We start from the raw sequence: 26,204 nt of genomic DNA on the forward strand, positions 1-26,204 counted from the left end.
GCAGCGCCCTCATCCGATGCGGTCAATCTGCAATTGGTGCACGCCACCACAGGCGGCGGGCTGAAGGACACCCTCGACCCGCACTTCCCGGTGAGCTACCCCGACATCGCCCGCGTACGGCAGCTCTTCGAGCCGTTGATGCGGTTCAACTCGGCCTTCGAGATCGAGAATGGGCTCGCCGAGGAGGTGGAGCACAACGCCGACGCGACCGAGTGGACGTTCCGGCTGCGGAAGGATCTCCGCTTCCACGACGGTCGTCCGGTGCGCGCGGCAGACCTCAAGGCGAGCATGGAGCGAATGCTCAATCCGAAGAATCCGGCCACCCAGGCCTCGGACATCGCCGCGATCGCCGACCTCGCCGGCAGCAAGGTGCTCGACAACCGCACCTACCGGCTCAAGCTGACGTCGCCGTACGCGATCCTGGACGCGGTGATGGCCGGCTATGCGCTGGGCATCGTGCCGGAGGACTTCGACCTCAAGCATCCGATCGGCACCGGCCCGTTCAAGTACGACATCTTCGTGCCGGGGCAACGCAGCCGGTTCCTGAAGTTCGACGACTACTGGGACATCAAGGCGACCTTCGAAGAGCTGGTGATCCTCAACTTCAGCGACGACGCCGCCAAGGTGAACGCGCTGCTCGCCGGTCAGGTGCAGTCGCTGGACAACCTGCCCACCTATTTGGCCGGAGCGATCGAGAGCCAGGGCGCCAACACCCTGGTCTCCGAGACCGGCGGCTGGGTGCCGTTCACCATGAGGGTGGACACCAAACCGTTCAGCGACAACCGGGTCCGGCAGGCCATGCGGCTGATCGTCGACCGGCAGCAGATCATCGACCAGGCGTTCAACGGTTTCGGACGCGTCGCGAACGACCTGTACGGACCGTTCGACCCCGACTACATCGGCAACGACCTGCCGCAGCGCAAGCCCGACATCGAGAAGGCCCGGTCGCTGCTCAAGTCCGCCGGCTATGAAGACCTGCAGGTCGAACTGGTCACCTCGACCGGTGTCGGCTCGGGCGCGGTCGAGGCCGCCAGCCTGTTCGTCCAGCAGGCCAAGGCGGCCGGTGTCGACGTCCGGCTGAACAAGGTCGACGGCGGAATCTTCTTCGGCGACCAGTACCTCTCCTGGGTCTTCGCCCAGGACTTCTGGAGTACCCGGCTCTATCTGCCGCAGGCAGCCAGCTGTGCGCTGAAGTCGTCGCCCTACAACGAGACCCACTTCGACAACGAGAAGTTCACCGGCCTGATCAAGGCCGCACAGCGCGAGGTCGACCCCGCCCGCCGGCGCCAGCTCGTCCAGGACGCCCAGCGGATCGAGTACGAAGAGGGTGGTTACATCGTGTGGGGCTTCCAGAATCAGGTGGACGCCTACAGCAGCTTCGTCACCGGACTCGAGCCCGCCCGTGAGCAACCCGTCTCCGCGTTCCGGTTCAACCGGGTCAGGCCGGTGATGCCATGAGCGCCGTCGAACAGGAGGCCCTGGTCGAAGAGCTGCCCGCGTTGCCGAGCCGCCGGGTGGGTAGCCCGGCGCGCGCCTGGACGCAGTGGTTGCTGCGCCGCGTCGGCCTGGCGATCCTCACCCTGCTCGCGGTGTCGATCATCGTGTTCTTCGCCACCAACGCGCTCGGCGACCCCGTCCGGGCCATCCTCGGCAAGGACTACGACGTCAGTCCCGACCGGGTGGCGGCGCTGGAGCAGCTGCTGCACCTCGACCTGCCGGCCTGGCAGCGCTACCTGATGTGGCTGGGCGACCTGCTGCGCGGCGACCTCGGCGTCTCGGCGGCCAACGGCCTGCCGGTCTCGGAACTGATCGGCGACCGGGTGATCAACAGCGCCTTCCTGGTGCTGGTCACCGCCGTGATCATGATCCCGGCCTCGATCGGCCTGGCCATGCTGGCCGCACGCTGGCGGGGCGGGGCACTGGACAACAGCCTGCAGTTCGTCACCCTGGCGCTGGCCGGACTACCCGAGTTCGTCACCGGCATCCTGCTCGTCGCCCTGTTCTCGACCAGTGTCTTCCACTGGCTGCCCGCGGTCACGGTGATGCCGGTGGGTGGCGCGCCCTGGGATCGTCCGGCATCGATGATCCTGCCGGTGGCCACCCTGCTCATCGCGGTGGTGCCCTATCTGGCCCGGATCCTGCGCTCGACGATGATCGAGGCGATGGATTCGGACTACGTCGAACTCGCCCGGCTCAAGGGCGTTCCCGAGGGCCTGGTGCTGCGCCGGCACGTGTTGCCGAACACCGTGGTGCCGACGATCCAGGTGACCGCGCTGCAGCTGGCCTGGCTGGTCGGCGGCGTGGTGCTGGTCGAGTACCTGTTCAACTATCCGGGCATCGGTGCCACCCTGGTCGACTCGGTGCGCAACTCCGACTTCCCGATGGTGCAGGCCCTGGCGATGATCATCGCCGCCGTCTACATCGTGGTGAACCTGATCGCCGACGTGTTGTCGATCCTGTTCACTCCGCGGGCCCGAACGGGGATGGTCAAGTGAAAGGCATGCTGCGCGACCCGCGCATTCTGACCGGGTCGGTCATCGCCCTGGTGGTCGTGGTGCTGGCCGTCCTCGGGCCGCTGTTCGCGCCCTACGGCGAGAACGAGATCGTGGGCAAGCCGTTCACCATGGAGGGCGGTCCGCTGGGCACCGATTACCTGGGCCAGGACGTGCTCAGCCGGGTGCTGTACGGCGGCCAGTCGGTGCTGATGATCGCGGTGCTGGCCACCGTGCTCGGGGTGGCGCTCGGCCTGGTCGTCGGCGTCACCGCCGCCTACGTGGGCGGCTGGCTGGACGAACTGCTGATGCGCGGCAACGACGTGTTGTTGGCCTTTCCGCAGATCCTGATCGCCCTGGTGGTGCTCAGCGCCGTCGAGCAGCCCACCTGGTGGATGATCGTGCTGCTGGTCGGTATTGCGCACGCCCCGCGGGTGGCCCGGGTCGCCCGCGGCGTCGCGCTCTCGTACGTGAACAACGACTTCGTCACCGCCGCCGAAGCGATCGGCGAGCCGCGCTGGCGGATCGCCACGTTCGAGTTGGGACCGAACCTGGTGGTGCCGCTGCTGGCCGAGACCGGCCTGCGGCTCACCTACTCGATCGGCACCGTCGCCGCGATCGGCTTCCTGGGTTTCGCCAGCAACCCGAACGCGGCCGACTGGGGCCAGATGACCAACGAGAACCGGCTGGCGCTGCTGGTGCAACCGTGGGGCGTCCTGGCGCCGGTCATCCTGATCGGCCTGTTCACCATCGGGACCAACCTGATCGCCGACGGCATCGGCCAGCGGGCCGCGAAGGGGGCATGATGAGCCAGACCGTCACCGAAGAGCTGCGCTGCCGGGTCGAGGACCTGCGGATCAGCCTGCCGGCCCGCGGCGTGGACGTCGTCGACCACGTCGACCTCTCCCTGAAGGCGGGCGAGATCCTCGGTCTGGTGGGCGAGTCCGGCTCGGGCAAGACCACCACGGGCACGGCCCTGCTCGGCTATGCCCGCACTGGAGCCGCCATCTCCGGCGGCGACATCGAAGTGGCCGGACACAAGGTGCGCGAACTCGGACCCGCCCAGGTGCGCGCCATCCGCGGGGTGACGATCGGTTACGTGCCGCAGGATCCCAGCTCGGCGCTGAACCCGTCGATCAGGATCGGCGCCCAGCTGCGCGAACTGCTCGACCTGCACGACATCGGCACCCCCGAGGAACGTGGCGAACGGGTCCGGCAGATCCTGCCCGAGGTCGGGCTACCCAACGACGAGGCGTTCCTGCGCCGCTACCCGCACCAGCTCTCCGGCGGGCAGGTGCAGCGGGTCGCGCTGGCCATGGTCTTCCTGCCCCGTCCGCAGGTGCTGGTGCTGGACGAGCCCACCACCGGTCTGGACGTCACCACCCAAGGCATGGTGCTGCGCACCCTGGAAGAGCTGTGCCGCCGCTTCGACGTCGCCGCCCTCTACGTCACCCACGACCTGTCGGTGGTGGCCACCATCTCGAACCGGGTGGCGGTGATGTACGCCGGACGGCTGGCCGAGATCGGTCCGGTCAAGGAGATCTTCACCAACCCGAGCCATCCGTACACCCGTGCCTTGTTGAACGCGATTCCGCACCTGCATCGTCCGTTCGCGCTGACCGGGATTCCCGGCCGCACGCCGGCGCCGGGCAATCGTCCGCCCGGGTGCCGGTTCAACGACCGGTGCAGTTTCGCCGTCCCGGAGTGCTCCGCGGAGGAGCCGCCCGACGTGGAGGTCTCCCCCGGTCACTTCGCCGCGTGCATCCGCACCGACGCCCTGCCGCCGTGGGATCCGACCGATCGGGTGGTCGCCGACACCGACCCGCAGCGTGACCGGAAGATCATCCTGACGGTTTCCGACCTGGACATCTACTACGGCACCAGCCACGTGGTGCACGGGGTCAACTTCGACCTCGCGGTCCAGGAGGTCGTCGCGCTGGTCGGCGAATCCGGCTCGGGCAAGACCACCATCTCGCGTTGTGTCGGCGGGATCCATGACAACTGGGACGGCACCATCGCGGTGGACGGCGAACCCCTGGCCACCGCGGCGCGCAAACGCACCGCCGAGCAGCGCCGCCGCGTGCAGTACATCTTCCAGAATCCGTACCTGTCGCTGAACCCGCGCCGCACCGTCGAGCAGATCCTGGTCCGGCCACTGGAACTGTTCGGTGTGGCCACCGGCAAGGCCGCCCGGGAGCGGGCCGCCCAGTTGCTGGAGGACGTCCAGTTGGGCGAGTCGGCGATGTCGCTGCGGACCAACCGGCTTTCCGGCGGCGAGCGTCAGCGGGTGGCGATCGCCCGGGCGATCGCGGTGGAACCCGACATCCTGGTCTGCGACGAGATCACCTCGGCGCTGGACGTCTCGATCCAGGGTTCGATCACCGAACTGCTCAACTCGATCAAGGCCGAGCGGCACATCTCGATGCTCTTCGTCACCCACGACCTGGCGCTGGTCCGTTCGATCGCCGACCGGATCCTGGTGCTGCAGAACGGACGCCTGGTCGAGTCCGGGCTGGCCGCCGACGTCCTGGATCGTCCGCAGGAGGAGTACACCCAGAACCTGCTGGCCAACACCCCGACCCTGGATCGCTGGATGGACACCTCACACTAGGCACCCACTCACCGCCGGTTGAGCTTGTCGAAACCACTTCTGCCAGCGCACCGTCTCAGGTCTCGACAAGCTCGACCAACGGACCCGGCCTAAGAAGCGCGGGTGATCAACTCGCCCATTGCCCGGGTGCCGTCGGCCAGGGCACGTGCGAAGACGTCGATGTCGTCGTGTTCGGACTCCGCGTAGCTCAGGCAGAACTCGAGCACGCCGGCGTCGGCGCTGTAGCTGATCCCGATGCCGCCGGCGCTGGTCGGGGCGAACGCGAACCGCAGCAGTTGGTGCGGGCCGCCCAGTGACGTGGTGGACAGGAAGTCGGTGGTCAGCCGGGTGTAGGCGGGGTCGGCGAACAGTTCGGGCGTCCGGCCGTCGCGGGCGGCCATCATCCGCAACCCGAACAGGTGGCGGTCGATCCCGTTGCCGGTCTTGCACGCGATCACCCACGATTTGTGCGCGGCGAGGGCGGCGAACAGCTGCTCGGGGGTGGCGTCCCCCGCCTGGAGTGATCGGGCCAGCGCCACCGCCTCGGCGGTCACCGGTCGCAGGCATTCGGTCCGGCCCGCCCGGTACTCGCGCATGTCGACAGCCTCGTAGGTGCTGCGCGGCGGGCCACCGTGATAGGCCAGCTGGGCGAACAGCATCACCCACTGCTGGACGCCGTCCAGGCTCAACTTGAACGAGGGCTGGGCGGGTGCCGGCAGCGGGTCGAAGACAGTGCGCACCCGGTAGTCGCGCGCCCGTTCGGCGTAGCGCCGGGCAGCCGCGTCGATGTCGTCGGCCAGGCCCCGGTCGAGTCGCCACTGCAGCGGCTCGTACTCCGGCGCCGCACCCGGGGTGGTGTCGGGGACGGCGTGCTGGGCCATGGCGACCACCCGCTTGAGGGTGGCCCCGTCCACCACCGTGTGCTCCAGGTGCACCGAGGCCAGGTTGCCGGTCAGGTCGATGTCGTAGGTGGCGGGCTTGTAGGCCCAGCCGCGGCCCAACTCGAAGATGGCCCGGCCCAGGTGATCGTCGGGGTCCGCACCGTCGTCGGCCAGGTTCACGGCGAACAGGGCGCCGCTGAGCCGGCGATAGGTGGCGGCGTTCGCCTCATCGGCCAGTAGCCGGTCCAGCAGTGCTGCGGCCGGCTCACTGCCGACGTACGACAAGTGGCTGAAGCCGGCCCGGTCCTGCGGTTCGCGTCCGGCCACCTCGGCCAGGGCGGCGGCGAGCGCCGGCACGCTCAGCGGACGTCCGGCACGGTCGCTGATCCGCAGGGCGTACGGCGCGCCGTGCCGGAACACCACGATCTCGCGATCGGCGGCCCCGTCCGGGCCCTCGATGAACTCGTCCGCGTCGGGGCGGGGATGCCGGAGCCCACCGGTCAGGTAACGCAGCTGCTGCGGGTCGAGGACCTCACCGCGCGGGGTGCTCTCGTCCGGAAGCTCACCGCGCAACCACGCCAGGTGGACGGACGCCATCCGATGCACCAGGTCGGCGGCGCGGTCGATCCCGGTGGCCGAGCCCGGCCAGTTGATCAGGAAGCCCACGTTGCTGGTCAGCGTGATCGGCCCGCGGGTGGTCAGGTAGCCGGCCAGCCAGGCCTCGGAGAGCCAGCTGCGCCCGGACGCGTCCTCGGCGGCGGCGAAGGCTTCCAGTGCCGCCTGCAGTTCGGGGCCCTCATTCCGGGTGAACGCTTCGATCCGGGCCGCGGTGGCGGCTCGTTCGGCCTCGGTCAGCAGCGGGTCGACCGCGGCCCGGTAACGCTCCAGCGTGCCGTTCAACGGCGGGACGGGCAGGGTCCTCATCAGGCGCTCACCTTCGGTATGAGATCTTCGGCGGGCGGTCGCCACTGGTCCGGGTCGGCCGGGATCTGGTCGCCGGAACGAATGTCCTTCACCTCGCCGGAGGAGAACCAGACGAACGGGATGCCGCGCCGGTCGGCGTAGCGGATCTGCTTGCCGAACCGGTCCGCCTTGGGCGCCACCTCGGTGGGGATGCCGCGGGCCCGCAGCCGGGCGGCGACGGCGTCCGCCTCGCCCCGGGTCTCTTCGGAGTCGACCGCGACCAGCACGCAGGTCGGCACCGACCGGGACGCCGTCAGCAGCCCCTTGCTGAGCAGCGGCACCAGGATGCGGGTGACACCGATCGACAACCCGACACCCGGGTAGCTGGTGCGGCCGTCCGAGGCGAGCGAGTCGTAGCGGCCGCCGGAGCAGATCGAGCCGAGGTGTTCCAGGCCCGCCAGTTCGGTCTCGTAGACGGTGCCGGTGTAGTAGTCGAGCCCGCGGGCGATCTTCAGGTCAGCGACGATCCGGCCCGGTGCCGCCGCCGCGCCCGCCCGGACCACGGCGGCCAACTGCTCCAGGCCCTCGTCCAGCAACTCGTTGCTGACGCCGAGCGCGCGCACCCGGTCGACGAACGACTCATCCGGGGCCGAGATGGTGGCCAGTTCCAGGCAGCGGTCGGCCACCTCGACGCTCAGCCCGAGTTCCCCGGTGAGCAGCTCGCGGACGGCGTCCGGGCCGATCTTGTCCAGCTTGTCGACGCGCTGCAGCACGGCCAGGTGGTCGTCGATGCCGAGCCCGCGGTAGAAGCCCTCGGCGAGTCGGCGGTTGTTCACCCGCATCAGCACCGGCGGCAGACCGAACTCGGTGTGCAGCCGCTCCAGCGCCTCGAGGATCACCAGCGCCACCTCGACATCGTGGTGGTCGGCCAGTACGGCCTGACCGACGACGTCGATGTCGGCCTGCAGGAACTCCCGGTAACGGCCCTCCTGCGGGCGTTCGCCGCGCCACACCTTCTGGATCTGGTAGCGCCGGAAGGGGAAGTTCAGGTGCCCGGAGTTCTCCAGCACGTACCGCGCGAACGGCACGGTCAGGTCGAAGTGCAGGCCCAGCTCGTCGGCGTCCGAGCCCCCGCCGTGACGCTCGGCGTGCAGCCGACGCACCACGTAGACCTCTTTGTCGATCTCGCCCTTGCGGGCCAGTTGCGCCATCGGCTCCAGCGCCCGGGTCTCGATCGAGCCGAAGCCGTGCAGCTCGAAGGTGTCGGCGAGGGCGTCGAGCACGCGCTGCTCGACGATCCGCTGGGCGGGCAGGAATTCGGGAAAGCCACTCAGCGGCTTCGGACGGCTCATCGGGGGCGGACACCACCTAAATAGTCGGCTTGCAGGTACGGGTTGGTGGCCCGCTCACGGGCCATCACAGTCTGTTGCCCATGTCCGGGCAGGATCGCGGCGCTGTCGGGCAGGTCCAGCACCTGGCCGCGCAGGGTGTCCAGCATGACGGCGTGGTCGCCGCCGGGCAGATCGGTCCGGCCGATGGAGCCGGCGAACAGCACGTCGCCGGAGAACACCACGGCGTCCAACTGGTCGTGCCCGGTCAGCGCGGTCGACAGCATCACGCAGCCGGGCCGGTGTCCGGGCGCGTGGATCACGTCGAAGGTCAGGCCCGCGACGTCCAGACCGGTCTCGAAGAAACGCAGGTCGTCGGGTTCGGTCAGCTCGACGTCGCCGAGCACCTGGGCCAGCAGGTCGGCGCTGGCCGGCCCGAGCCCGGCCACCGGGTCGGTGAGCAGCTCACGGTCAGTAGCATGGATCCACGCCGGGACGCCCCATTCCTGGGCGACCCGGGTGGCGGAGGCGACGTGGTCGATGTGGCCATGGGTGAGCAGCACACCGACCGGGGTCAGTCCGTGTTCGGTCACCGCGGCCCGGACGCCGTCGTAGGCGTCCACGCCGGGGTCGATCACGACGCACTCACCACCCGCGGACGACGCGGCCAGATAGCAGTTGGCCTGCCAGGGGCCCGCGGGAAAGGAGGCCAGAAACACCCCGTCAGCCTAGACGAACCCGCCGTCGGCCGTACCACCGACCGGCGGCACCCCGCGCGGGCGCGCTCACAAACCGGGCAGGCATACGGCAAGATGTCCCCATGACTTCTACCAGCCCGGCTGACTTCGGTCGTGTCGACTCCGACGGGACGGTCTACGTCCGTACCGCCGAGGGCGAGCGCAGCGTCGGACAGATCCCGGACGTGCCCGCGGCAGAGGCCCTCGCCTTCTACACCCGTCGGTTCGAGGCGCTCGAGCTCGAGGTGAGCCTGTTGGAGCGCCGCATCGCCTCGGGGGCACTGTCACCGGACGAGGCCCGCGGCAGCATCTCCACCGTCCGCAACAACGTGACCGGAGCCAACGCGGTCGGCGATCTGGAGGCGCTGCTGGCCCGCCTGGAGGCGCTGGCCCCCGTCCTGGCCCAGGCGAACGAGGCCCGCAAGGCCGAACGGGCCCGGCAGGCCGAAGAGACCAAGGCCACCAAAGAGGCGATGGTCGCCGAGGCCGAGAAGCTGGCGCAGGGCAACGACTGGCGCGGCGGCGTGAACCGGTTCCGCAGCCTGTTGGACGAGTGGAAGGCACTCCCCCGGATCGACCGGGCCACCGACGACGCCCTGTGGCACCGCTTCTCCGCCGCCCGCACCACCTACACCCGCCGCCGCAAGGCCCAGTTCGCCGAGCAGGCCGAACGCCGCGACGAGGCCCGGCGGATCAAGGAACAGATCATCGCCGAGGCCCGCACCCTGGCCGATTCGACCGAGTGGGGCCCCACCTCGGGCGCCTTCCGCGACCTGATGGCGCGCTGGAAGGCGGCCGGTGCGGCGCCGCGCGAGGTGGACGATGCACTGTGGGCCGAGTTCCGCGGGCTGCAGGACCAGTTCTTCAACGCCCGGCAGGCCACCCTGTCCGAGCAGGACGCCGAGTTCCGCGCCAACCTGGAGGCCAAGGAGGCGCTGCTGGCGCAGGCCGAGGCCGAGGTCGTCCCGGTTCAGGATCTGGCCGCCTCCCGGGCGGCCTTCCGCAGCTTCCTGGACGCCTACAACACGCACGGCAAGGTGCCGCGGGAGTCGATCCGCGGGCTGGACAACCGCGTCCGGGCCCTGGAGACCGCGATTCGCAACGCCGAGGACGCCGAGTGGAAGCGCACCGATCCCGAGGCCCGTTCGCGCGCCGAAGAGACGGTGGCGATGCTCAGCAATGAGATCGACAAGCTGACCGAGAAGATCGTCAAGGCCGAGGCCCGCGGCGACAACAGGGCCGCTGACAAGGCCCGTGACTCGATCGCCACCTATCAGACCTGGCTCGATCAGGCCCGCGAGACGCTGGCCGACTTCTCCCGCTGACCCCGTGCCGCATCGCGTCTTCTCCTACGGCACGCTGCGCCAGGAGAACGTTCAGCGGGCCCTGTTCGGGCGTCCGGTCGTCACGGTGGCGGACGCCCTGCCCGGCTACCGGCTCGACTGGCTGACCATCACCGACCCCGAGGTGATCGCCACCAGCGGCTCGGACCGGCACCCGATCCTGCGTCCCGGTTCGGCCACGGACGTCGTCCCCGGCGCCTACCTGGAACTCGACGACCACGAACTCGCCCAAGCCGACGCCTACGAGGTCGACGACTACGTCCGCACCGCCGTCACCCTCGCGTCCGGCACCCCGGCCTGGGTTTACCTGGCCGCCGACTAACTAACCCCGTCGGTCGAGCTTGTCGAGACCACCGTCATCCGGCGAACGCCGGGATCTCCGAGGCGGGCTCACACATCCGGGGACGGTTCTTCTCGTTCGAGTTTCGAACGAGAAGAACCGTCCCCGGATGTTCGAGTTCAGGGCCGGAAGCCCATGGCCTTCAACACCGCATCGTGCACGTCGGTGTTCTTGATGAAGCCGCCCAGTCGTTGCGCCCCCGGGCCGGACGCCGTCACCGGCGTCGCCGCACCGGTGTGACCACCGGTCGTCCAGTCGGCGACCATCTTGAGGTCGGAGTGAGCGATCGGGATGGTGTCCTCGGACTGCTCCCCCGAACCGTTCTCATCGTTGGGATCGACGTTCTCGATGGCCAGACCACCGGTCTCATGGTCGCCCACCACCAGCACCAGCGTTCCCGGGGTACGGGCCGCGAAATCCAAAGCGATCTTGACCGTGCGATCGAGTTCTGCGCCCGCCTTGATCATCAGCTTCGCATTGCTGTGATGCGCCATCTCATCAATTCCCTCTTCCTCGACGAAAAGGAAGAATCCGTCGCGATCGCGGGAAAGTATGTTGATGGCCTTCTTGGTCATCACCGGCAGCCGGACCGACGGATCGTAGAGATCGCCTTCGCCCTCGTTGTGGTATTCGAACATCTCCTCATTGGCGAACAATCCCAGCACTTTGCCGCGCTTCACCTTCTTCAGTTCCGCAGCGTTGCGCACGTACTTGTAGCCGAGCTGCTGAGCCCGGTCGACCAGGTTCCCCTTGGTGCCCTTGCTCTGCTCGGTCGGATCCTTCGGTGGATTGTCGGGCCATGCACCCGGGTTGCCGGCGGGGTACCACCAGTCCTCGCCGCCGCCGAGGACGACGTCCACCCGGGTCTGTTCGATGATCTGCCGGGCGATCTCACTCTGGTCGGAACGGTTCGCCACGTGGGCCGAGAATGCGCCCGGTGAGGCGTCCGTCACCTGGGAGGTGGTGACGACGCCGGTCGATTTGCCGGCTGCCCGAGCCCGCTCCAGCAGGTTGGTGACCGGCTTGCCGTCGCTGTCGACGCCGATCGCGCCGTTGTAGGAACGCACACCGGTGGCGTAGGCAGTAGCAGCGGCGGCCGAGTCCGTGACCGCTTCCTTCTTGTCGGCCGACTCGGTGTGCACCAAGCCCGTGTACTGCATCTTGTTCATAGTCAGCTGACCGCCCTGACCCTTGAGAGCGAGACGGATCAGCTCACGATGAGCGATGCCCATGCCGTCGCCCTGGATGAAGATGACGTTGCGGGCGCGCTTGCCCGCCGAAACCTTGGCGGGTACCACGTCCGGCGCACTGATCCGATCGGGTACGGCATTGAGTCCCTGCGGTTGAGTCCCTGGACTCGCCTGGGTCGCCGACGGTCCGGACAGCGACGAGGCGAGAAGTGCGGCGACGGCCACCGCCGCGACGCCTCCGCCGCGGCCGGCGAGGACCGTCCATGGCGCGCTCGATTTGTTGGGCATAGTGCCTCCTGGGGGTAACAGCGACGTCGATGTCGCTTGCGCCGGATATTAGGAGACCTAAGTACTCACTGTCAGCGAAATCGGAAAATTCGTCCGAATCTCGAATCCGTATATGCCATGGGCTTCGACCACAACGGATTCCGCCACCTGATGAAATCAGGACGCCGCGGGCGACCTCACGACTTCACCCGGTGGGCGTCGTACACCCCCGGAATGCGCTTCAGTGCGTTGGTCAGGGACGCCAGATGAGTCGGGTCGGGAGTTTCGAACTGCAGCCGCATGATGAAGACCCGGTCCTTGTTGGTGGTCGCCGACATGGACAGGATGTTCGAGTGGTGCTCGGTCATCACCCGGCTGACGTCGGAGAGCATGCCGGCGCGGTCGAGGCCCTCGACGTGCACCGCCACCAGGAAGCTCGAATCGGCGGACGGCGTCGCCCAACTCACCTGGACCAGCCGGTCCGGCTTCTGTCGCAGGTTGTCGGCGTTGGTGCAGTCGGCGCGATGGACGGAGACGCCCTCTTCGCGGGTGATGAAGCCGATGATGTCGTCGCCGGGCACCGGCATGCAGCATTTCGCCAGCTTCACCCACATGTCCGAGTGGCCTTCGACCGCGACACCGATGTCGTTGCTGCGCCGCGACGGACGCCGCCGCTTCGACGTGTTGATCGCCGGATGGTCCTCGACGCTGGCCTCAGCGGCCTCCTCAGCACCGCCCTCGGCTGCGATCAGCCGCTCCACGACGTTCTGCGCGCTGACCGTGCCCTCACCGATCGAGGCGTAGAGGGCATTGGTGTCGGCCACCCGGAAATGCCGGGCCAGCGACGCCAGATGTTCGGCGCTGAGAAGCCGGTGCACCGGTAGACCGGTGCGGCGCAACTGCTTGGCCAGCGCCTCCTTGCCCTGCTCGATGGACTCCTCGCGGCGTTCCCGCATGAAGTACTGCCGGATCTTCGTCCGGGCTCGCGGGCTGGCGACGAAGTTCAGCCAGTCGCGGCTCGGGCCGGCGTTCGGCGACTTCGAGGTGAGCACCTCGACCTGATCGCCGTTGTTCAGCTGGTATTCCAACGGCACCAACCGCTGGTTGACCCGGGCACCGATACAGCGGTGCCCGACCTCGGTGTGCACCGCGTAGGCGAAGTCGACCGGCGTCGCCCCGGCCGGCAGCGACATCACGTCGCCCTTGGGGGTGAAGACGAACACCTCGTTGGTGTTGATCTCGAACCGCAACGTGTCGAGGAACTCCCCCGGGTCCTCGGTCTCGCGCTGCCATTCGGTGATCTGCCGCACCCAGGCCAGGTCGTTGGCGGCGTCCGCCTTGCCCTCCTTGTACTTCCAGTGCGCGGCGACGCCATATTCGGCCTGCCGGTGCATCTCGTGGGTGCGGATCTGGAACTCGACCGGCTTGCTGTCGGGGCCCATCACGGTAGTGTGCAGCGACTGATACAGGTTGAACTTCGGCATTGCGATGTAGTCCTTGAACCGGCCGGGCAGCGGGTTCCAGCGGGCGTGCAGCACACCGAGGGCGCCGTAACAGTCGCGCTGCGCCTCGACTAGGATGCGCAGCCCGACCAGGTCGTAGATCTCGAAGAAGTCCCGGCCGCGGACCACCATCTTCTGGTAGATCGAGTAGTAGTGCTTGGGCCGTCCGTACACGGTGGCTTTGATCTTCGCCTCGGCCAGGTCGTCGCGCACCTGCTCGATCACCTGACGCAGGTAGTTCTCCCGCAGCGGCGCGCGGGCCGCCACCATCCGGACGATCTCGTCGTAGATCTTCGGGTGCAGGGTGGCGAAGGAGAGGTCCTCCAGTTCCCACTTGATGGCGTTCATACCGAGCCGGTGAGCCAGCGGGGCGAAGATCTCCAGCGTTTCGTTGGCGATGACCACCTGCTTGTCCTGGCGCAGGAAGCCGAGGGTGCGCATGTTGTGCAGTCGGTCGGCCAGCTTGATCACCAGCACCCGGATGTCGCGGCTCATCGCCAGCACCATCTTGCGCAGCGTCTCGGCCTTCGCCGACTCGCCGTAGGTGACCTTGTCGAGCTTGGTCACGCCGTCCACCATGGTGGCGATCTCGGGGCCGAAGTCGGCGGTGAGCTGCGCCATCGTGTACGAGGTGTCCTCGACCGTGTCGTGCAGCAGCGCCGCGCACAGGGTGGTCTCGGTCATTCCCAGCTCAGCCAGGATGGTGGCCACCGCCAGCGGATGGGTGATGTACGGATCGCCGCTCTTGCGGGCCTGACCCGAGTGGTAGTGCTCGGCCGTCCGGTAGGCCCGTTCGATCAGCGCCAGGTCGGCGCGCGGATGATTGGCCCGCAGCGTCTTCACCAGCGGATCGAGCACCGCAGCCTGGCTGTTGCGCGGCGCACCGAGCCTGGCCAAGGCGTGCCGCATCCGCATCCGCGGCTGGTCGGGCGTGGTGACCGGACGGGCCAGCGCGCGGGGCTCCCCGGGCAGGCCGTTGCCCGCCCCGTATGGACCATGGATGCTCTCGCTCACCCGGCTCCCCTCGGCAGAACTGCATCATACTGCCCGCTTCCCACCGTTGCGCACACCGATGTTTCACGTTGCCAGGAGGCTATGAAACACCCACGTCGCCCGCGGCGAGCAGCCACGTCATCCCGGTGCCATGTCATCCCGGCGAACGCCGGGATCTCCGATTGGCCCGAGCGGCTGGGGCAAGCCCGGGATGACGGCAAGGAGTGTCCCCCGGCGTGCGATTTTCGAACGCGAAAGAACCGTCCCCCGATGTGCGAAGAACCAGCGGGGCAGGTGGCTAGATGGTGACGACGGCGGAGTAGCCGATGCCGAGCTCGTCCAGCTTCTCGCCGCCGGGGAGGAAGCCGAGTTCCATCAGGACGGCGACGTGCACCAGCTCGGCGCCCAGGCGGTGCACCAGGGCGGCGGTGGCGCCGACGGTGCCACCGGTGGCCAGTACGTCGTCGATCACCAGGACGCGGGCGCCGGGCAGGACGGCGTCGGTCTTGATGGTGAGGGTTTCGTGCCCGTATTCGAGCGCGAACTGCTCCACGTACAGGTCACCCGGCAGCTTGCCGGGCTTGCGGACGGGGACGAATCCAGCCCCCAGCTCGAGTGCGACCGGCGCGGCCAGGATGAATCCGCGTGCCTCCATGCCGACAACGACATCGATGCCTTCCGGTGCCAGCGCCACGAGTTCGGCGACCGCGGCACGCAGCCCGGCGGGCGAGGCCAGCAACGGGCTCATGTCGTAGAAGGTGACCCCCGGCTTGGGGAAGTCGGGAATGTCCGCGATCAACTCACGGATCAGTTCCTTGTTCTCAACGCCGGTCACGTCATTCGCAGCTCGGGTCACGTCACTTCTTCCGCTTGGCGCGCGTGCTGCGCTGAGGTTGCTGCCGATTCTGCCGGGCCAGTTCGTTGGCGCTGACCAGGCCGAGCCGCTCGGGCTCGATCTCGTCCACCTCGGCCAGCGGACCGTCACCGTCGTGCACGACCACCGCCTTGTTCTTCACCGGCTCGACCGCCTCTTTGGCATCGTGCCGCTGAGCGCGACGCGCCAAACGCTCGCGATGCTCACGCATCTCGGGCTCGGCCTCCTTCATCTGTGCCAGCATCGGGGCGGCGATGAAGATCGACGAATAGGCACCGGCGATCATGCCGACCAGCAGGGCCAGGCCGAGGTCCTTCAGCGGCCCGGTGCCGAGCACGAAGACGCCGGTGAAGGTCAGCGCCGCCACCGGCAGCACACCGAGGATGGTGGTGTTGATCGACCGGATCAGCACCTGGTTGACGGCGGCGTTCGCTGCTTCGGAGTAGGTGAACCGACTGTTCTTCAGGTCGGCGACGTTCTCGCGCACCTTGTCGAACACCACGACTGTGTCGTACAGCGAATAGCCGAGAATCGTCAGGACGCCGATCAGGGTCGCCGGCGTGACCGAGAAGCCCACCAACGCGTAGATGCCGACGGTGACCACCAAGTCGTGCAGCAGCGCGACCACGGCGGCGATCGCCATCTTATAGTTCCGGAAGTACGCCCAGATCAGCAGCGAGACCAGTACCAGGAAGACCACCAGCGCGATGATCGCCTGCTGGGTGATCATGCTGCCCCAGGACGCCCCGATCAGGCTGTAGGCGACCTCGTCCACACTGATTCCGCCGGCGGCTTGGGCGATCGCGGCCTTGACCTGGGTCACCTCGTCGACGCTCAGCGTCCGGGTCTGGACGCGCACCTGTCCGTCGCCGATGGTGGTGACGCTGATGTCGTCGTTGTCCGGCAGATGCAGGGCCTCGACCGCGGTGCGCACCTGGTCGGTGGTGTCCGCGGTCACGGTGACCGGCGCGGTGAAATCGGCGCCGCCCTTGAACTCGATGCCGAGGTTCAGCCCGAGGATCGCGATCGCCAGCAGCGAGATCGTCAGCAGCACGCCGGAGAGGATGTACCAGCGTTTGCGCTTGCCGACGAAGTCGTACTCGACCTCACCGGTGTACAGCCGGTGCGCGAAGCTCGCCTTCTTCTTCGGCGGCGTCGGCTTGTCGACCGGGGCCTCCGGGGTGCTCGTCGTGCTCATCACGCCTCCTTGGTGGCTGCCGCGACCGGGCGGGCCGGACGACGCCGACGATGCAGCGGCGGCTGATGCTTGGCGCCGAGGTGTTCGGGTTCGAAGCCGGAGAATTTGCGGCCCTCACCGAAGTACTTCGTTCGGCCCAGCACCGACACCAGCGGCTTGGTGAACCAGAACACCACGGCGAGGTCGATCAGGGTGGTCAGACCCAGGGTGAAGGCGAAGCCCTTGACCGCGCCGATGGCCAGGATGAACAGCACCACCGCCGACAGCAGCGAGACGCCGTCCGCCACCAGGATGGTCTGCCGGGACCGCACCCAGCCGACCTCGATCGCGGTGCGCAGCGTGCGGCCGTCGCGCACCTCGTCACGTATTCGTTCGAAGTAGATGATGAACGAGTCGGCGGTGACACCGATGGCCACGATCAGGCCGGCCACACCGGGCAGGTTGAGCGCGAAGCCCATCGCTTGTCCCAGCAGCACGATGAACGCGTAGGTGATGCCGAAGGCGACGAGCAGGCTGCTGACCACGACGAGGGCCAGTGCGCGGTAGTAGATCACGCTGTAGGCGACCACCAGGGCCAGGCCGATGATGCCGGCGATGATGCCGGCTTCCAACTGTTCGCCGCCCAGCTTGGCCGACACCGTGTCGACGCTGGACACCTCGAACGCCAATGGCAATGCACCGTACTTCAGCACATTCGCCAGCTCGGTGGCGCTCTGCTGGTTGAAGGAGCCGGAGATCTCAGCCTTGCCACCCGGAATCGCCTTGCTGACATACGGGTAGCTGATTACCTTGCCGTCGAGCACGATCGCGAACTCGTTCTGCGGAGTGGTCCGCGTCGCGAGCTCCTTGGTGACGGTCTCGAAGGTCGCCCCGGCAGTGGCATTGAACTCCAGGTTGACCACCCAGCTCACCTGCCCCTGCGGAATGCCAGCGGCGGCCGTCACCAGGTCGCTGCCGGAGATCACCGTCGGCGAAAGCAGGAACTTCATGGTGCCGGCCTTGTCACAGGTGATCAGGGGCTGATCGGAGACGTCGGGGAAGGGATCCCCGCACTGGAAGTTGGCGAAGTCGCTCTGGTCGCGCTCGGACGGCTTCCAGTCGAGCACCTGCTGGGTGGTCAGCGGTGTGGCACCGGGTGCGGTGGGCCGGGGACTCGGCACCGGCGTCGGCAGGTTCGGCAGCGGACGCGGGTTGGTGCTCGGCGAAGCCGACGGTTCGGGGGACGCCGCAACGGACGGCGCGGTCGACGGTTCGGCACCCTGCGTGGGCTCCGTGCTCGGCTCGGCGCCGGGCTGGGCGGCGACCTGTTCCTGGGCGTTGACCAGGCGGAAATAGAGCTGGGCGGTCTGGCCCACCATGCGCACCAGTTCGTCCTGCTGCACGTTGGGAACACTGACCACGATCTGCCGATCGCCCGAGGTGGTCACCTCGGTCTCACCCACACCGATGGAGTCCACCCGCTGCTGAATGATCGTGCGCGCCAACTCAAGACTTTCCGGGTCGACCGAGCCCTGACCGGTGGTGTTGCTGGCGGTCAGCGTGATGGTCGTGCCGCCGCGCAGGTCGAGGCCCAGCTTGGGCGTCCAGGCGCCGCCCAGGGCCATCAGCCCCACCAGGCCGATGGAGAACGCCAGGAAGACGATCAGCGTGCGCAGCGGATGACTGTGATGCCTACTTGTGGTTGCCACGGCTCGTTCTGCCCCCGCGGGTTACTTCTGGGTGCTGGACTGATCGGTGGGGTCGTCGTCGGTGGCGCGCGAGTCGGACGGCTTCGGATCGATGAAGTCCGACGGCTGGATGTTGTCGAAAGGAGACTCGGTCGGTTCGTCGTCGACGACGGCGGGCTCGTCGGAGTACTCGAACTCGTCATCCTCAGCGGTGAGCGTCTTGACGACGGCCTGCTTGACCACGGTCATCTCGATGCCGGGCGCGATCTCGATGATCGCCTGGCGCTCACCGAGATGGCGAATGGTGCCGAACACGCCGGACGACAGCATCACGCGGGTACCGGGCTGGAGGGAGTTGGTCATCTCCTGCTGCTTCTTGGCCCGCTTCTGCTGCGGACGAATCAGCAGGAAGTAGAAGGCGGCGCCCATCAGCACAAGCATCAGGACGGTGCTACCCATGTCACCCATGTGGATTTCTTTCGTTAGACGATTGATCGGCGGCACGGCCACCGACGCCCAACTCTAGCCGAGGCGTCCGGATTGCCCGATTCCGGCGCGAGGGCTGGGCGCGCCGATCGGCCACTGGTGGTCAGCCTCACCGCTGGTCGAGCTTGTCGCCCTGCCGTTGGTCGAGCTTGTCGACCGTCGCACATCGGCGCCTTGATTTCGACAAGCTCAATCAGCGGCACCGAACAGGTCGGGTGCCGCCGAGTTCGGCATGGTCAGACCCAGGTGCGCCCAGCCGCGGGCCGTCGCGACCCTGCCGCGCGGCGTCCGCATCAGGAAACCCTGGCGGACCAGGAAGGGTTCGGCGACCTCTTCGACCGTCTCGCGCTCCTCGCCCACCGCCATGGCCAAAGTCGACACGCCGACCGGGCCTCCGCCGAAGCGTTCGCACAGCGCGGACAACACCGCGCGGTCCAGCCGGTCGAGACCGAGCTCATCGACCTCGTACAGTTCCAGCGCCGCTTTGGCGACCGCGACGCTGAGCCGTCCGTCGGCCCGCACCTGCGCATAGTCACGGACGCGGCGCAGCAGCCGGTTCGCGATCCGCGGTGTGCCCCGGGAACGGGACGCGATCACCTCGTCGGTGCCCGGCTCCAGGGTGATGCCGAGCAGCCCGGACGAGCGCCGGACGATCGATCGCAGCGCGGCGGTGTCGTAGAAGTCGAGTTGCGCGGTGAAGCCGAACCGGTCCCGCAGCGGCCCGGGCAGCAACCCGGCCCGGGTGGTCGCCCCGACCATGGTGAAGCGCGGGATCTCCAGCGGAATCGCCGTCGCGCCAGGGCCCTTGCCGACCACCACGTCGACCCGGAAGTCCTCCATGGCGAGGTAGAGCATCTCTTCGGCCGGACGCGACATGCGGTGGATCTCGTCGAGGAAGAACACCTCGCCCTCGGTGAGGCCGGACAGGATGGCGGCCAGGTCGCCGGCGTGCTGGATCGCCGGGCCCGATGAGATCCGGATCGGCGAGCTCAACTCGGCGGCGATGATCATCGCAAGCGTCGTCTTGCCCAGCCCGGGCGGCCCGGACAGCAGCACATGGTCGGGCACCGAACCGCGGTGCCGGGCGGCGTCCAGGACCAGACCGAGCTGGTCGCTGACCCGGGCCTGGCCGGCGAACTCGGACAGGCTGCCGGGTCGCAGCGCCGATTCGGCCATCGCCTCGCCGTCGTGGACGTGCGGGTCCATCACCTCGTCGGATTCGTGGCTCACGTCTCCAGGCTCTCAGTCATTTGGCCAGGCTGCGCAGCGCGGCACGCATCAGCACCGCGACCGGCGTGGCCGGGTCGTCGTCCACCAGCGGGGCCACCGTGTCGCACGCCTTGTCGGCATCGCGGGAGGACCAGCCCAGCCCTTCCAGGCCGCCCTTGACCTGGTCGCGCCACTGCGCGGGCAGCGAGGCCGAGGTGACCGGGCCGGTGATCGCGGCGAGGGTGTTGATCTTGTCCTTAAGTTCGATCACCAGCCGTTGGGCCCCTTTGACGCCGATGCCCGGCACCTTGGTGAGCGCCGGAATGTTCTCGGACGCGATCGCGGCGCGCAGGTCGTCCGGGCTGAGCACGGACACCACCGCCTGGGCGATCTTTGGCCCGATGCCGCTGGCCGACTGGACGAGTTCGAAGCAGTCCCGTTCGTCGGCGTCGGCGAAGCCGTAGAGGGTGAGGGAATCTTCGCGCACCACCAGCGAGGTGGCCAGCGTGGTGGGCTGCCCGATGCGCACCGCGGACGCCGTCGCCGGCGTGCATTGGGCGCGCAGTCCGAAACCGTTCAGATCCACCACCACCCAGGTGGCACCGGCGGCGATCACGGTGCCGCTGAGTTGCGCGATCATGCGCCTCTCCTTCCCGCCGTGCGGCGCTGGGCCTCGATCGCGGCGTCCAGCCGGGCCTGGCCGGCACCACGCCACAACTGACAGACGGCGAGGGCGACGGCGTCGGCGGCGTCCGCCGGTTTGGGGGCGGAGGCGAGCCGCAGCACCCGGGTGACCATGGTTCCGACCTGGGCCTTGTCGGCCCTGCCCGACCCGGTGATCGCCGCCTTGACCTCACTCGGCGTGTGCTGCCGCACCGGAATGCGGCGCCGGGCCGCGATCAGCAGCGCGACGCCCGCGGCCTGCGCGGTGCCGATCACCGTCGGGGTGTTGTTCTGGCTGAACACCCGCTCGACCGCGATCATGTCGGGCCGGTGGCGTCCGATCCATTCCTCGAGGCCGGTCTCGATCGCGAGCAGCCGCAACGGCAGATCAGCGTCCGAAGGGGTGCGGATCACGCCCGCCTCGACCAGAGTCGGCGTCCGGCCCACCTCGCCGTCGACGACGCCGACACCGCACCGGGTCAGGCCCGGGTCGACCCCCAACACACGCATTCCGATGAACTCCCACCAGCCGAACAGATGTTCGGATACTAGTGGACGTCGACGCCCCAACCGGGTAACCGTCCGGGCGCGCCGCCCGTCCTCACTCCTGGCGGACGGGGCTCCACCTGCATGTCTGCCCTGCCCCCGCGGCGCCGCTTGCCATGACCGCCGCGCTAGGCGATCTCAACATCGCCGTCCGATGGAGGGAAACCTCGCCGATTTCGTGTTGTGACGCGAAATCGGACAGGTATCCCTCCGTCCGCGAGCGATGTCGAGATCGCCGCCTCCAGATTGTGGAGCCGTGGTCTCGCCAAGCTCGACCAATCACGGGTCCCGGGGCCGCAGGGCCTCGGCAAGCTTGGCAGCGGGGTCGGCAGGGTCTCGACAAGCTCGACCAACGGTTGGCCGGCAGAAGCTCGACCAACGACGGTGGTCCGGCAGAGACGCAACCATGAAGCGGAGTGGGCTGCACCCCGTCCGGGTAGGTCGGGCGTAAAGCGCGCGAGCCCCCGCCCAGAGTCTGAAAAACAAAAGCAGAAGCAGGCGAGCTGCGCACGGGCGGGACGGGGTGCAGCCCACTCCGCGGAACAAAAACCGACCACCAGAACCCGACCACCAGCACAAAGGTCTCGACAAGCTCGACCAACGGTGGGACGAAAGGAACCGTCCCCGGCGTGCCACCGACGGTGCGGGTGACAGCAGTCGACTACTCGAGCTCCGCCAGGACCGCCTCGGGGACGTCCTCGTTGGAGTAGACCGTCTGGACGTCGTCGACGTCCTCGATGGCGTCGAGCAGCCGGAACAGCTTCTCGGCGGCCTCTTTGGCGTCGATCGCCTGGGTGTACTGCGGCACGAACTGGACCTCGGCCGACTCGTAGTCGAACCCGGCCTCTTGGACGGCCTTGCGCACGTCGACCACGGCGCTCGGGTCGGAGATCACCTTGAGGGTCTCGCCCTCGTCGGAGACGTCTTCGGGATCGGCGTCCAGGGTGGCCTCGAGCAGATCGTCCTCGTCGATCTCGCGTCCGCCCTGCACCTTGGTGACCTCGACGATGCCCTTGCGGTCGAAGATCCGGGACACCGAACCGACGTCGGCCATCGTGCCGCCGTTGCGGGTGACCGCCACCTTCACATCGGACGCCGAACGGTTGCGGTTGTCGGTCAGGCATTCGATCAGGATCGCCACGCCACCCGGCCCGTAGGCCTCGTACATGATCTCGGTGTAGTCGACCGTTTCGCCGCCGACACCCGAGCCGCGCTTCACCGCGCGGTCGATGTTGTCGTTGGGAACCGAGTTCTTCTTCGCCTTCTGGATGGCGTCGTACAGGGTCGGGTTCCCGCCGGGGTCACCGCCACCGACGCGGGCTGCCACCTCGATCTTCTTGATCAGGTTGGCGAAGAGCTTGCCGCGCTTGGCGTCGATCGCCGCCTTCTTGTGCTTGGTGGTGGCCCACTTGGAATGCCCGCTCATATACGTCCCATCTGCTGCTCGTCCGTCTGCGCGGGGCCGATTGTATCGAGCCCGGGATGGCTCACGTACCAGACCATCGAGTCGACGCCGGCGTAACCGAGTTCCTGATAGGGCCGTTCGCCCTGACCGGATTCGGTGTCGATGCCGATGCCGGCGCTGGTCAGGCCCGCATCCAGGAACGATTGCCGACTGCGGCCCAGTAGCAGATGATAGATCCCGCGGTTGCGCCAGACCGGGCAGGCGCCGAGGTATTCGGTCCAGCCGATCCGTTCGCCGCCCAGGCTGGTGTCGGTGTTCAGCACCCAGCCCACCGCCCGGTCGTTCGCCACCGCCACCCATGACCAGTCGTCCCGGATGCCGGCACCGCTCAGGCCCCAGGACCAGGCCTCTTCGTCGAGTTTGTCGGCCGGGTCGCTGGCGTTGGCGTTGTACAGCAGCCGCACCGGCTCGTTCCATTCGGGGCCGAACCGTTCCAGGTGGACGCCGGGCAGCGTTTCCGGACCGCCGGGGAGCGGCTCCAGCAGGCTGCGGCGCATCGCGTGGTACCACTTCTGCGGGCGGAACCCGCAGTCGGAGAGGGTTTCGGCGAGGAAGATGTTGCTGCTGGAGATCACCATGGACAGCTCCGGTGTCCCGGTGCCGTCGCCGTGGTCGAGGTGCCATTCCAGTGCGCGTTCGAGTTGCCAGCGCAGCAGCGTCTCCTGGATGCCCTCATCGCGCCAGGCCGGATGGCAACCTCCGTGCAGCCGGAACCGGTGCGGCAACTCGCCCGGGCCGGGAAGCCGGATCCAGGCGTAGGCGATCAGGGTGCCGCTCGGCTTGCGCAGCACGACGCCGGTCTCGGTTTCCTTGACCATGTCGTCGGCGACCGCCGCTTCGAGCGCCACCAGGTCGTGATGGTGGGTGGCGTCCCCGAAGTGCTCCTCGGCCACGATCAACCCGTCGATCTCGGGGAGATCCTGCCGTGACAACCAGTGCCAGGTGCAGCCGTGGCTCTTTGCCGGTATGGGCATCGTCGCCTCCGTCTCCTCGTTCTCAATCTAGTGCCCTCGGCCAGGGGCGGGTCCGAGAACCCGCGTCACGTCCGCCGAGAGCTGATCCGCTCCCCCGCTGCCGCCGTCTGTTCGGATCGGACGGCGTCCGGCAGGTCACCGCGGCAGCACCATGGGATCACTGCCCGGCAACGGCCAATGCATCCTCAAGGGTGAAGTTGCCGACGTAGAGCGCGGTGCCGATGATCGCGCCGGTCACCCCGAGCGGCACCAGCTCGCGCAGCGCCGCCAGGTCGTCCAACTGGGCGATGCCGCCGGAGGCGATCACCTCGGCGTCGGTGCGTTCGCAGACCTGCCGCAGCAGGTCGAGGTTGGGGCCGGTGAGCATGCCGTCGGAGTTCACGTCGGTCACCACGAAGGCCGCGCAGCCGGCGGCCGACAGCCGGTCTACCGCTTCGGCCCAGTCGCCGCCCTCGCGCACCCAGCCACGCGCCGCGAGCCGGGAGCCCTTGACGTCGATGGCGATGCCGATCCGGTCACCGTGCCGGGCGATGGCACGCTCGCACCATTCCGGGTTCTCCAGTGCGGCGGTGCCGATGTTGATCCGCCGGCAGCCGGTGGCCAACGCCCGCTCCAGGCTGGCGTCGTCGCGCAGTCCGCCGGACAACTCGACGTTGAGGCTCAGCCGGTCGATGATCGCGGCGATCAGCTCGGCGTTCGAACCGCGTCCGAAAGCGGCGTCGAGGTCGACCAGGTGCAGCCATTCGGCGCCGGCGTCCTGCCAGCGCAGCGCCGCCGTCAGCGGATCGCCGAAGACCTTCTCAGAGCCGGCCACCCCCTGGGTGAGCTGGACGGCCTGGCCGTTCTGGATATCGACGGCGGGGAACAGAGTCAGTGCGGTCACGCTGCCCGACCCTAGTGCCCCGGCCACCAACCTTCGCCCGCTGCGCGACCCCCGGACGGCGCCTCGCTGCGTTCTCCTCAGTCGCCATACAACCCGGTATGACTCCCTCGTCGGCCTTGCGAGGCATCCGACCGGACGCCGCTCGCCAGGGCGAACGTTAGTGGCCGAGGCACTAGCGGGGGCCACTCTCAGCCGAGGAAGGCGTCCAGACCCTCCAGCAGCCGGTCGATCTCGGCGTCGGTGTTGTAGGGAGCCAGCCCGACCCGCAGGCCGGCCTCGACACCCAGCACCTTGGCCGGCTCGTAGGCGTAGAAGGTGCCTGCCGGCGCGGCGATGTCCCGCCCGGCCAGGTACCGGTAGGCGTCCGTGCTGTCCCGGTCGGCGAAGGTCAGGAACAGGGTCGGGGTGCGGTTCGCGGCCCGGGAGTGCAGCGTCACCCGGTCGCCGAAGCCGGCCAGGCCGTCCTCAATGCGGCCACGGAGCCGGAGCTCGTGCTCCTCGATCGCGTGATGGGCGGCGAGCAGACGTTCCCGGCGAGTACCAGACGCCGGCGCGAGGCTCGCGATGAAGTCGACCGCAGCGGTGGCACCGGCCAGGATCTCGTAGGGCAGCGTGCCGAGTTCGAAGCGCTCCGGCACCTGGTTGGTGGAGGGTGCCAGCTTGTCGGGGTGGATGGTTTTGAGCAGCTCCGGATCGGCGGCCAGCACACCGCAGTGCGGTCCGAGGAATTTGTACGGCGAGCAGACGAGGAAGTCCGCGCCGAGAGCCGTCCGGTCGATCGTCGCATGGGCGGCGTAGTGGACGCCGTCGACATAGACCAGCGCCCCCACCTGGTGGGCCCGCTCGGCGATTCGCGCCACCGGGGGCTTGCTGCCCAGCAGGTTGGACGCGGCGGTGACGGCGACCACACGGGTGCGCTCGTTGACCACCTCGTCCAGGTCGTCGAGGTCGAGTTCGGCGGTGGACGGATCGAGCCGCAGCCAGCGCAGGGTCACGCCCGCTTGCGCCGCTGCTTGCACCCAGGGCCGGACGTTGCAGTCGTGGTCGAGCTGGGACACCACGATCTCGTCGCCGGGCTTCCAGGTCTTGGCCAGTGCGCGGGAGAAGTCGTAGGTGAGCTGGGTGGCGGAGCGGCCGTGCACGATGCCGCCGGGCTGGGAGCCGGTCAGGTCGGCGAACGCCTGGCGGAAGTCCTGCACGGCGCTGTCGGCATTGCGCTCGGCCTCGGTGATGGTCTCCCGGTTCGACAACGGTCCGGTGAGCGTGCGGGCGATCGCCTCACCCACCTCGCTCGGTGTCTGCGTGCCGCCCGGGCCGTCGAAGTGGGCGACCCCCGAAGTCAGGGAGGGAAAGTGGGCACGCAGGGCGTTCACATCGAGGGGCATCGGGCGGCTCGCAATCATTGCTGGTCAGCGGTGAGGTGCCAGGGATTCTAGGGGCGGTCGCCCGGCGACAAACGACGGCGTCCACGACATCTGTCTGAAATCGACCCCAGAGTGGATGCCGCGCACTGCTCACCCCGGCGGCGCCCAGCGGCCGAAGCCGGTCGCCGCCGACGACTCTGGGGACGATTTCAGACTTTAGAGGTTCCGCAGGTAGGGCTGTCGAGTTGGGCGTCGTTCCAGTGCGTGCATGAGTGCCGCCGACGAGGGAGTCGTGGCGGAGCCACGACG

General features: G+C 68.4%; 22 protein-coding genes. 6 read left to right on the forward strand and 16 right to left on the reverse strand.

What is annotated here, in order from left to right; translation table 11 throughout:
• Positions 1 to 36 precede the first annotated feature (36 nt).
• Genes QM624_RS10210 through QM624_RS10225 form a run of 4 tightly spaced genes read left to right on the forward strand, consistent with a single transcriptional unit; the run spans position 37 to position 5,103 of the window.
• On the forward strand, positions 37 to 1,458 hold the full coding sequence (locus QM624_RS10210; protein ID WP_415091415.1) for an ABC transporter substrate-binding protein: 1,422 nt from the start codon (positions 37 to 39) through the stop codon (positions 1,456 to 1,458).
• Positions 1,455 to 2,495: an ABC transporter permease gene (locus QM624_RS10215; RefSeq protein ID WP_415091417.1), complete on the forward strand. Its 1,041-nt coding sequence runs from the start codon at positions 1,455 to 1,457 to the stop codon at positions 2,493 to 2,495. The genes QM624_RS10210 and QM624_RS10215 overlap by 4 nt, the downstream gene beginning before the upstream one ends.
• Positions 2,496 to 2,500: 5 nt before the next feature.
• Complete coding sequence (locus QM624_RS10220; protein WP_415091453.1) at positions 2,501 to 3,298, forward strand: ABC transporter permease; 798 nt, start codon at positions 2,501 to 2,503, stop codon at positions 3,296 to 3,298.
• On the forward strand, positions 3,298 to 5,103 hold the full coding sequence (locus tag QM624_RS10225) for an ABC transporter ATP-binding protein (RefSeq protein WP_415091419.1): 1,806 nt from the start codon (positions 3,298 to 3,300) through the stop codon (positions 5,101 to 5,103). The genes QM624_RS10220 and QM624_RS10225 overlap by 1 nt, the downstream gene beginning before the upstream one ends.
• Before the next feature lie 89 nt (positions 5,104 to 5,192).
• Here QM624_RS10225 and QM624_RS10230 read toward each other — a convergent pair whose 3' ends face one another.
• Genes QM624_RS10230 through QM624_RS10240 form a run of 3 tightly spaced genes read right to left on the reverse strand, consistent with a single transcriptional unit; the run spans position 5,193 to position 8,913 of the window.
• The gene (locus tag QM624_RS10230) at positions 5,193 to 6,887 is read right to left on the reverse strand and encodes a choline/carnitine O-acyltransferase (protein WP_415091421.1); all 1,695 of its coding nucleotides are present in this window, start codon (positions 6,885 to 6,887) and stop codon (positions 5,193 to 5,195) included.
• Entirely contained in the window at positions 6,887 to 8,218 is a 1,332-nt protein-coding gene (hisS, locus tag QM624_RS10235; protein WP_415091423.1) for a histidine--tRNA ligase, read from the reverse strand. Before hisS ends, QM624_RS10230 begins: the two co-directional genes overlap by 1 nt.
• Entirely contained in the window at positions 8,215 to 8,913 is a 699-nt protein-coding gene (locus tag QM624_RS10240; RefSeq protein WP_415091425.1) for an MBL fold metallo-hydrolase, read from the reverse strand. The genes hisS and QM624_RS10240 overlap by 4 nt, the downstream gene beginning before the upstream one ends.
• 101 nt (positions 8,914 to 9,014) lie before the next feature.
• On the opposite strand from QM624_RS10240, the gene QM624_RS10245 reads away from it, so the two are divergent.
• Together QM624_RS10245 and QM624_RS10250 are read left to right on the forward strand one after the other, a co-directional pair.
• Positions 9,015 to 10,256, forward strand: a complete 1,242-nt coding sequence (locus QM624_RS10245; RefSeq protein ID WP_415091427.1) for a DUF349 domain-containing protein — start codon at positions 9,015 to 9,017, stop codon at positions 10,254 to 10,256.
• A 4-nt stretch (positions 10,257 to 10,260) separates the two neighbouring features.
• A complete protein-coding gene (locus QM624_RS10250; RefSeq protein ID WP_415091429.1) occupies positions 10,261 to 10,596 on the forward strand; it encodes a gamma-glutamylcyclotransferase family protein in 336 nt (111 codons plus the stop codon).
• A 137-nt stretch (positions 10,597 to 10,733) separates the two neighbouring features.
• On the opposite strand, the gene QM624_RS10255 is transcribed toward QM624_RS10250, so the two are convergent.
• From QM624_RS10255 to QM624_RS10315, 13 genes are all read right to left on the reverse strand, one after another.
• On the reverse strand, positions 10,734 to 12,092 hold the full coding sequence (locus QM624_RS10255) for an alkaline phosphatase (protein ID WP_415091431.1): 1,359 nt from the start codon (positions 12,090 to 12,092) through the stop codon (positions 10,734 to 10,736).
• A 176-nt stretch (positions 12,093 to 12,268) separates the two neighbouring features.
• Complete coding sequence (locus QM624_RS10260) at positions 12,269 to 14,587, reverse strand: RelA/SpoT family protein (protein WP_415091433.1); 2,319 nt, start codon at positions 14,585 to 14,587, stop codon at positions 12,269 to 12,271.
• A 277-nt stretch (positions 14,588 to 14,864) separates the two neighbouring features.
• Positions 14,865 to 15,422, reverse strand: a complete 558-nt coding sequence (locus tag QM624_RS10265) for an adenine phosphoribosyltransferase (RefSeq protein WP_415091435.1) — start codon at positions 15,420 to 15,422, stop codon at positions 14,865 to 14,867.
• A gap of 1 nt (position 15,423) precedes the next feature.
• Positions 15,424 to 16,638 (reverse strand): protein translocase subunit SecF, encoded by a 1,215-nt coding sequence (gene secF, locus QM624_RS10270; RefSeq protein ID WP_415091437.1) that lies wholly within the window; start codon positions 16,636 to 16,638, stop codon positions 15,424 to 15,426.
• Positions 16,638 to 18,326: a protein translocase subunit SecD gene (gene secD, locus QM624_RS10275; protein ID WP_415091439.1), complete on the reverse strand. Its 1,689-nt coding sequence runs from the start codon at positions 18,324 to 18,326 to the stop codon at positions 16,638 to 16,640. Before secD ends, secF begins: the two co-directional genes overlap by 1 nt.
• 21 nt (positions 18,327 to 18,347) lie before the next feature.
• Positions 18,348 to 18,773 (reverse strand): preprotein translocase subunit YajC, encoded by a 426-nt coding sequence (yajC, locus tag QM624_RS10280; RefSeq protein ID WP_415091441.1) that lies wholly within the window; start codon positions 18,771 to 18,773, stop codon positions 18,348 to 18,350.
• 207 nt (positions 18,774 to 18,980) lie between these two features.
• Positions 18,981 to 19,997 (reverse strand): Holliday junction branch migration DNA helicase RuvB, encoded by a 1,017-nt coding sequence (ruvB, locus tag QM624_RS10285; protein ID WP_415091455.1) that lies wholly within the window; start codon positions 19,995 to 19,997, stop codon positions 18,981 to 18,983.
• A 40-nt stretch (positions 19,998 to 20,037) separates the two neighbouring features.
• A complete protein-coding gene (gene ruvA, locus QM624_RS10290; protein ID WP_415091443.1) occupies positions 20,038 to 20,640 on the reverse strand; it encodes a Holliday junction branch migration protein RuvA in 603 nt (200 codons plus the stop codon).
• Entirely contained in the window at positions 20,637 to 21,164 is a 528-nt protein-coding gene (ruvC, locus tag QM624_RS10295) for a crossover junction endodeoxyribonuclease RuvC (RefSeq protein WP_415091457.1), read from the reverse strand. Before ruvC ends, ruvA begins: the two co-directional genes overlap by 4 nt.
• Before the next feature lie 706 nt (positions 21,165 to 21,870).
• Positions 21,871 to 22,635, reverse strand: coding sequence for a YebC/PmpR family DNA-binding transcriptional regulator (locus QM624_RS10300; protein WP_415091445.1), 765 nt, complete (start codon positions 22,633 to 22,635; stop codon positions 21,871 to 21,873).
• A complete protein-coding gene (locus QM624_RS10305; protein WP_415091447.1) occupies positions 22,632 to 23,648 on the reverse strand; it encodes a hypothetical protein in 1,017 nt (338 codons plus the stop codon). Before QM624_RS10305 ends, QM624_RS10300 begins: the two co-directional genes overlap by 4 nt.
• Before the next feature lie 157 nt (positions 23,649 to 23,805).
• Positions 23,806 to 24,531 (reverse strand): bifunctional 1-(5-phosphoribosyl)-5-((5-phosphoribosylamino)methylideneamino)imidazole-4-carboxamide isomerase/phosphoribosylanthranilate isomerase PriA, encoded by a 726-nt coding sequence (gene priA, locus QM624_RS10310; RefSeq protein WP_415091449.1) that lies wholly within the window; start codon positions 24,529 to 24,531, stop codon positions 23,806 to 23,808.
• Positions 24,532 to 24,719: 188 nt separating this feature from the next.
• Positions 24,720 to 25,916: a cysteine desulfurase-like protein gene (locus QM624_RS10315; RefSeq protein WP_415091451.1), complete on the reverse strand. Its 1,197-nt coding sequence runs from the start codon at positions 25,914 to 25,916 to the stop codon at positions 24,720 to 24,722.
• Positions 25,917 to 26,204: the final 288 nt, after the last annotated feature.

The organism is Micropruina sp., from assembly GCF_047606365.1.
GTDB lineage: Bacteria > Actinomycetota > Actinomycetes > Propionibacteriales > Propionibacteriaceae > Micropruina.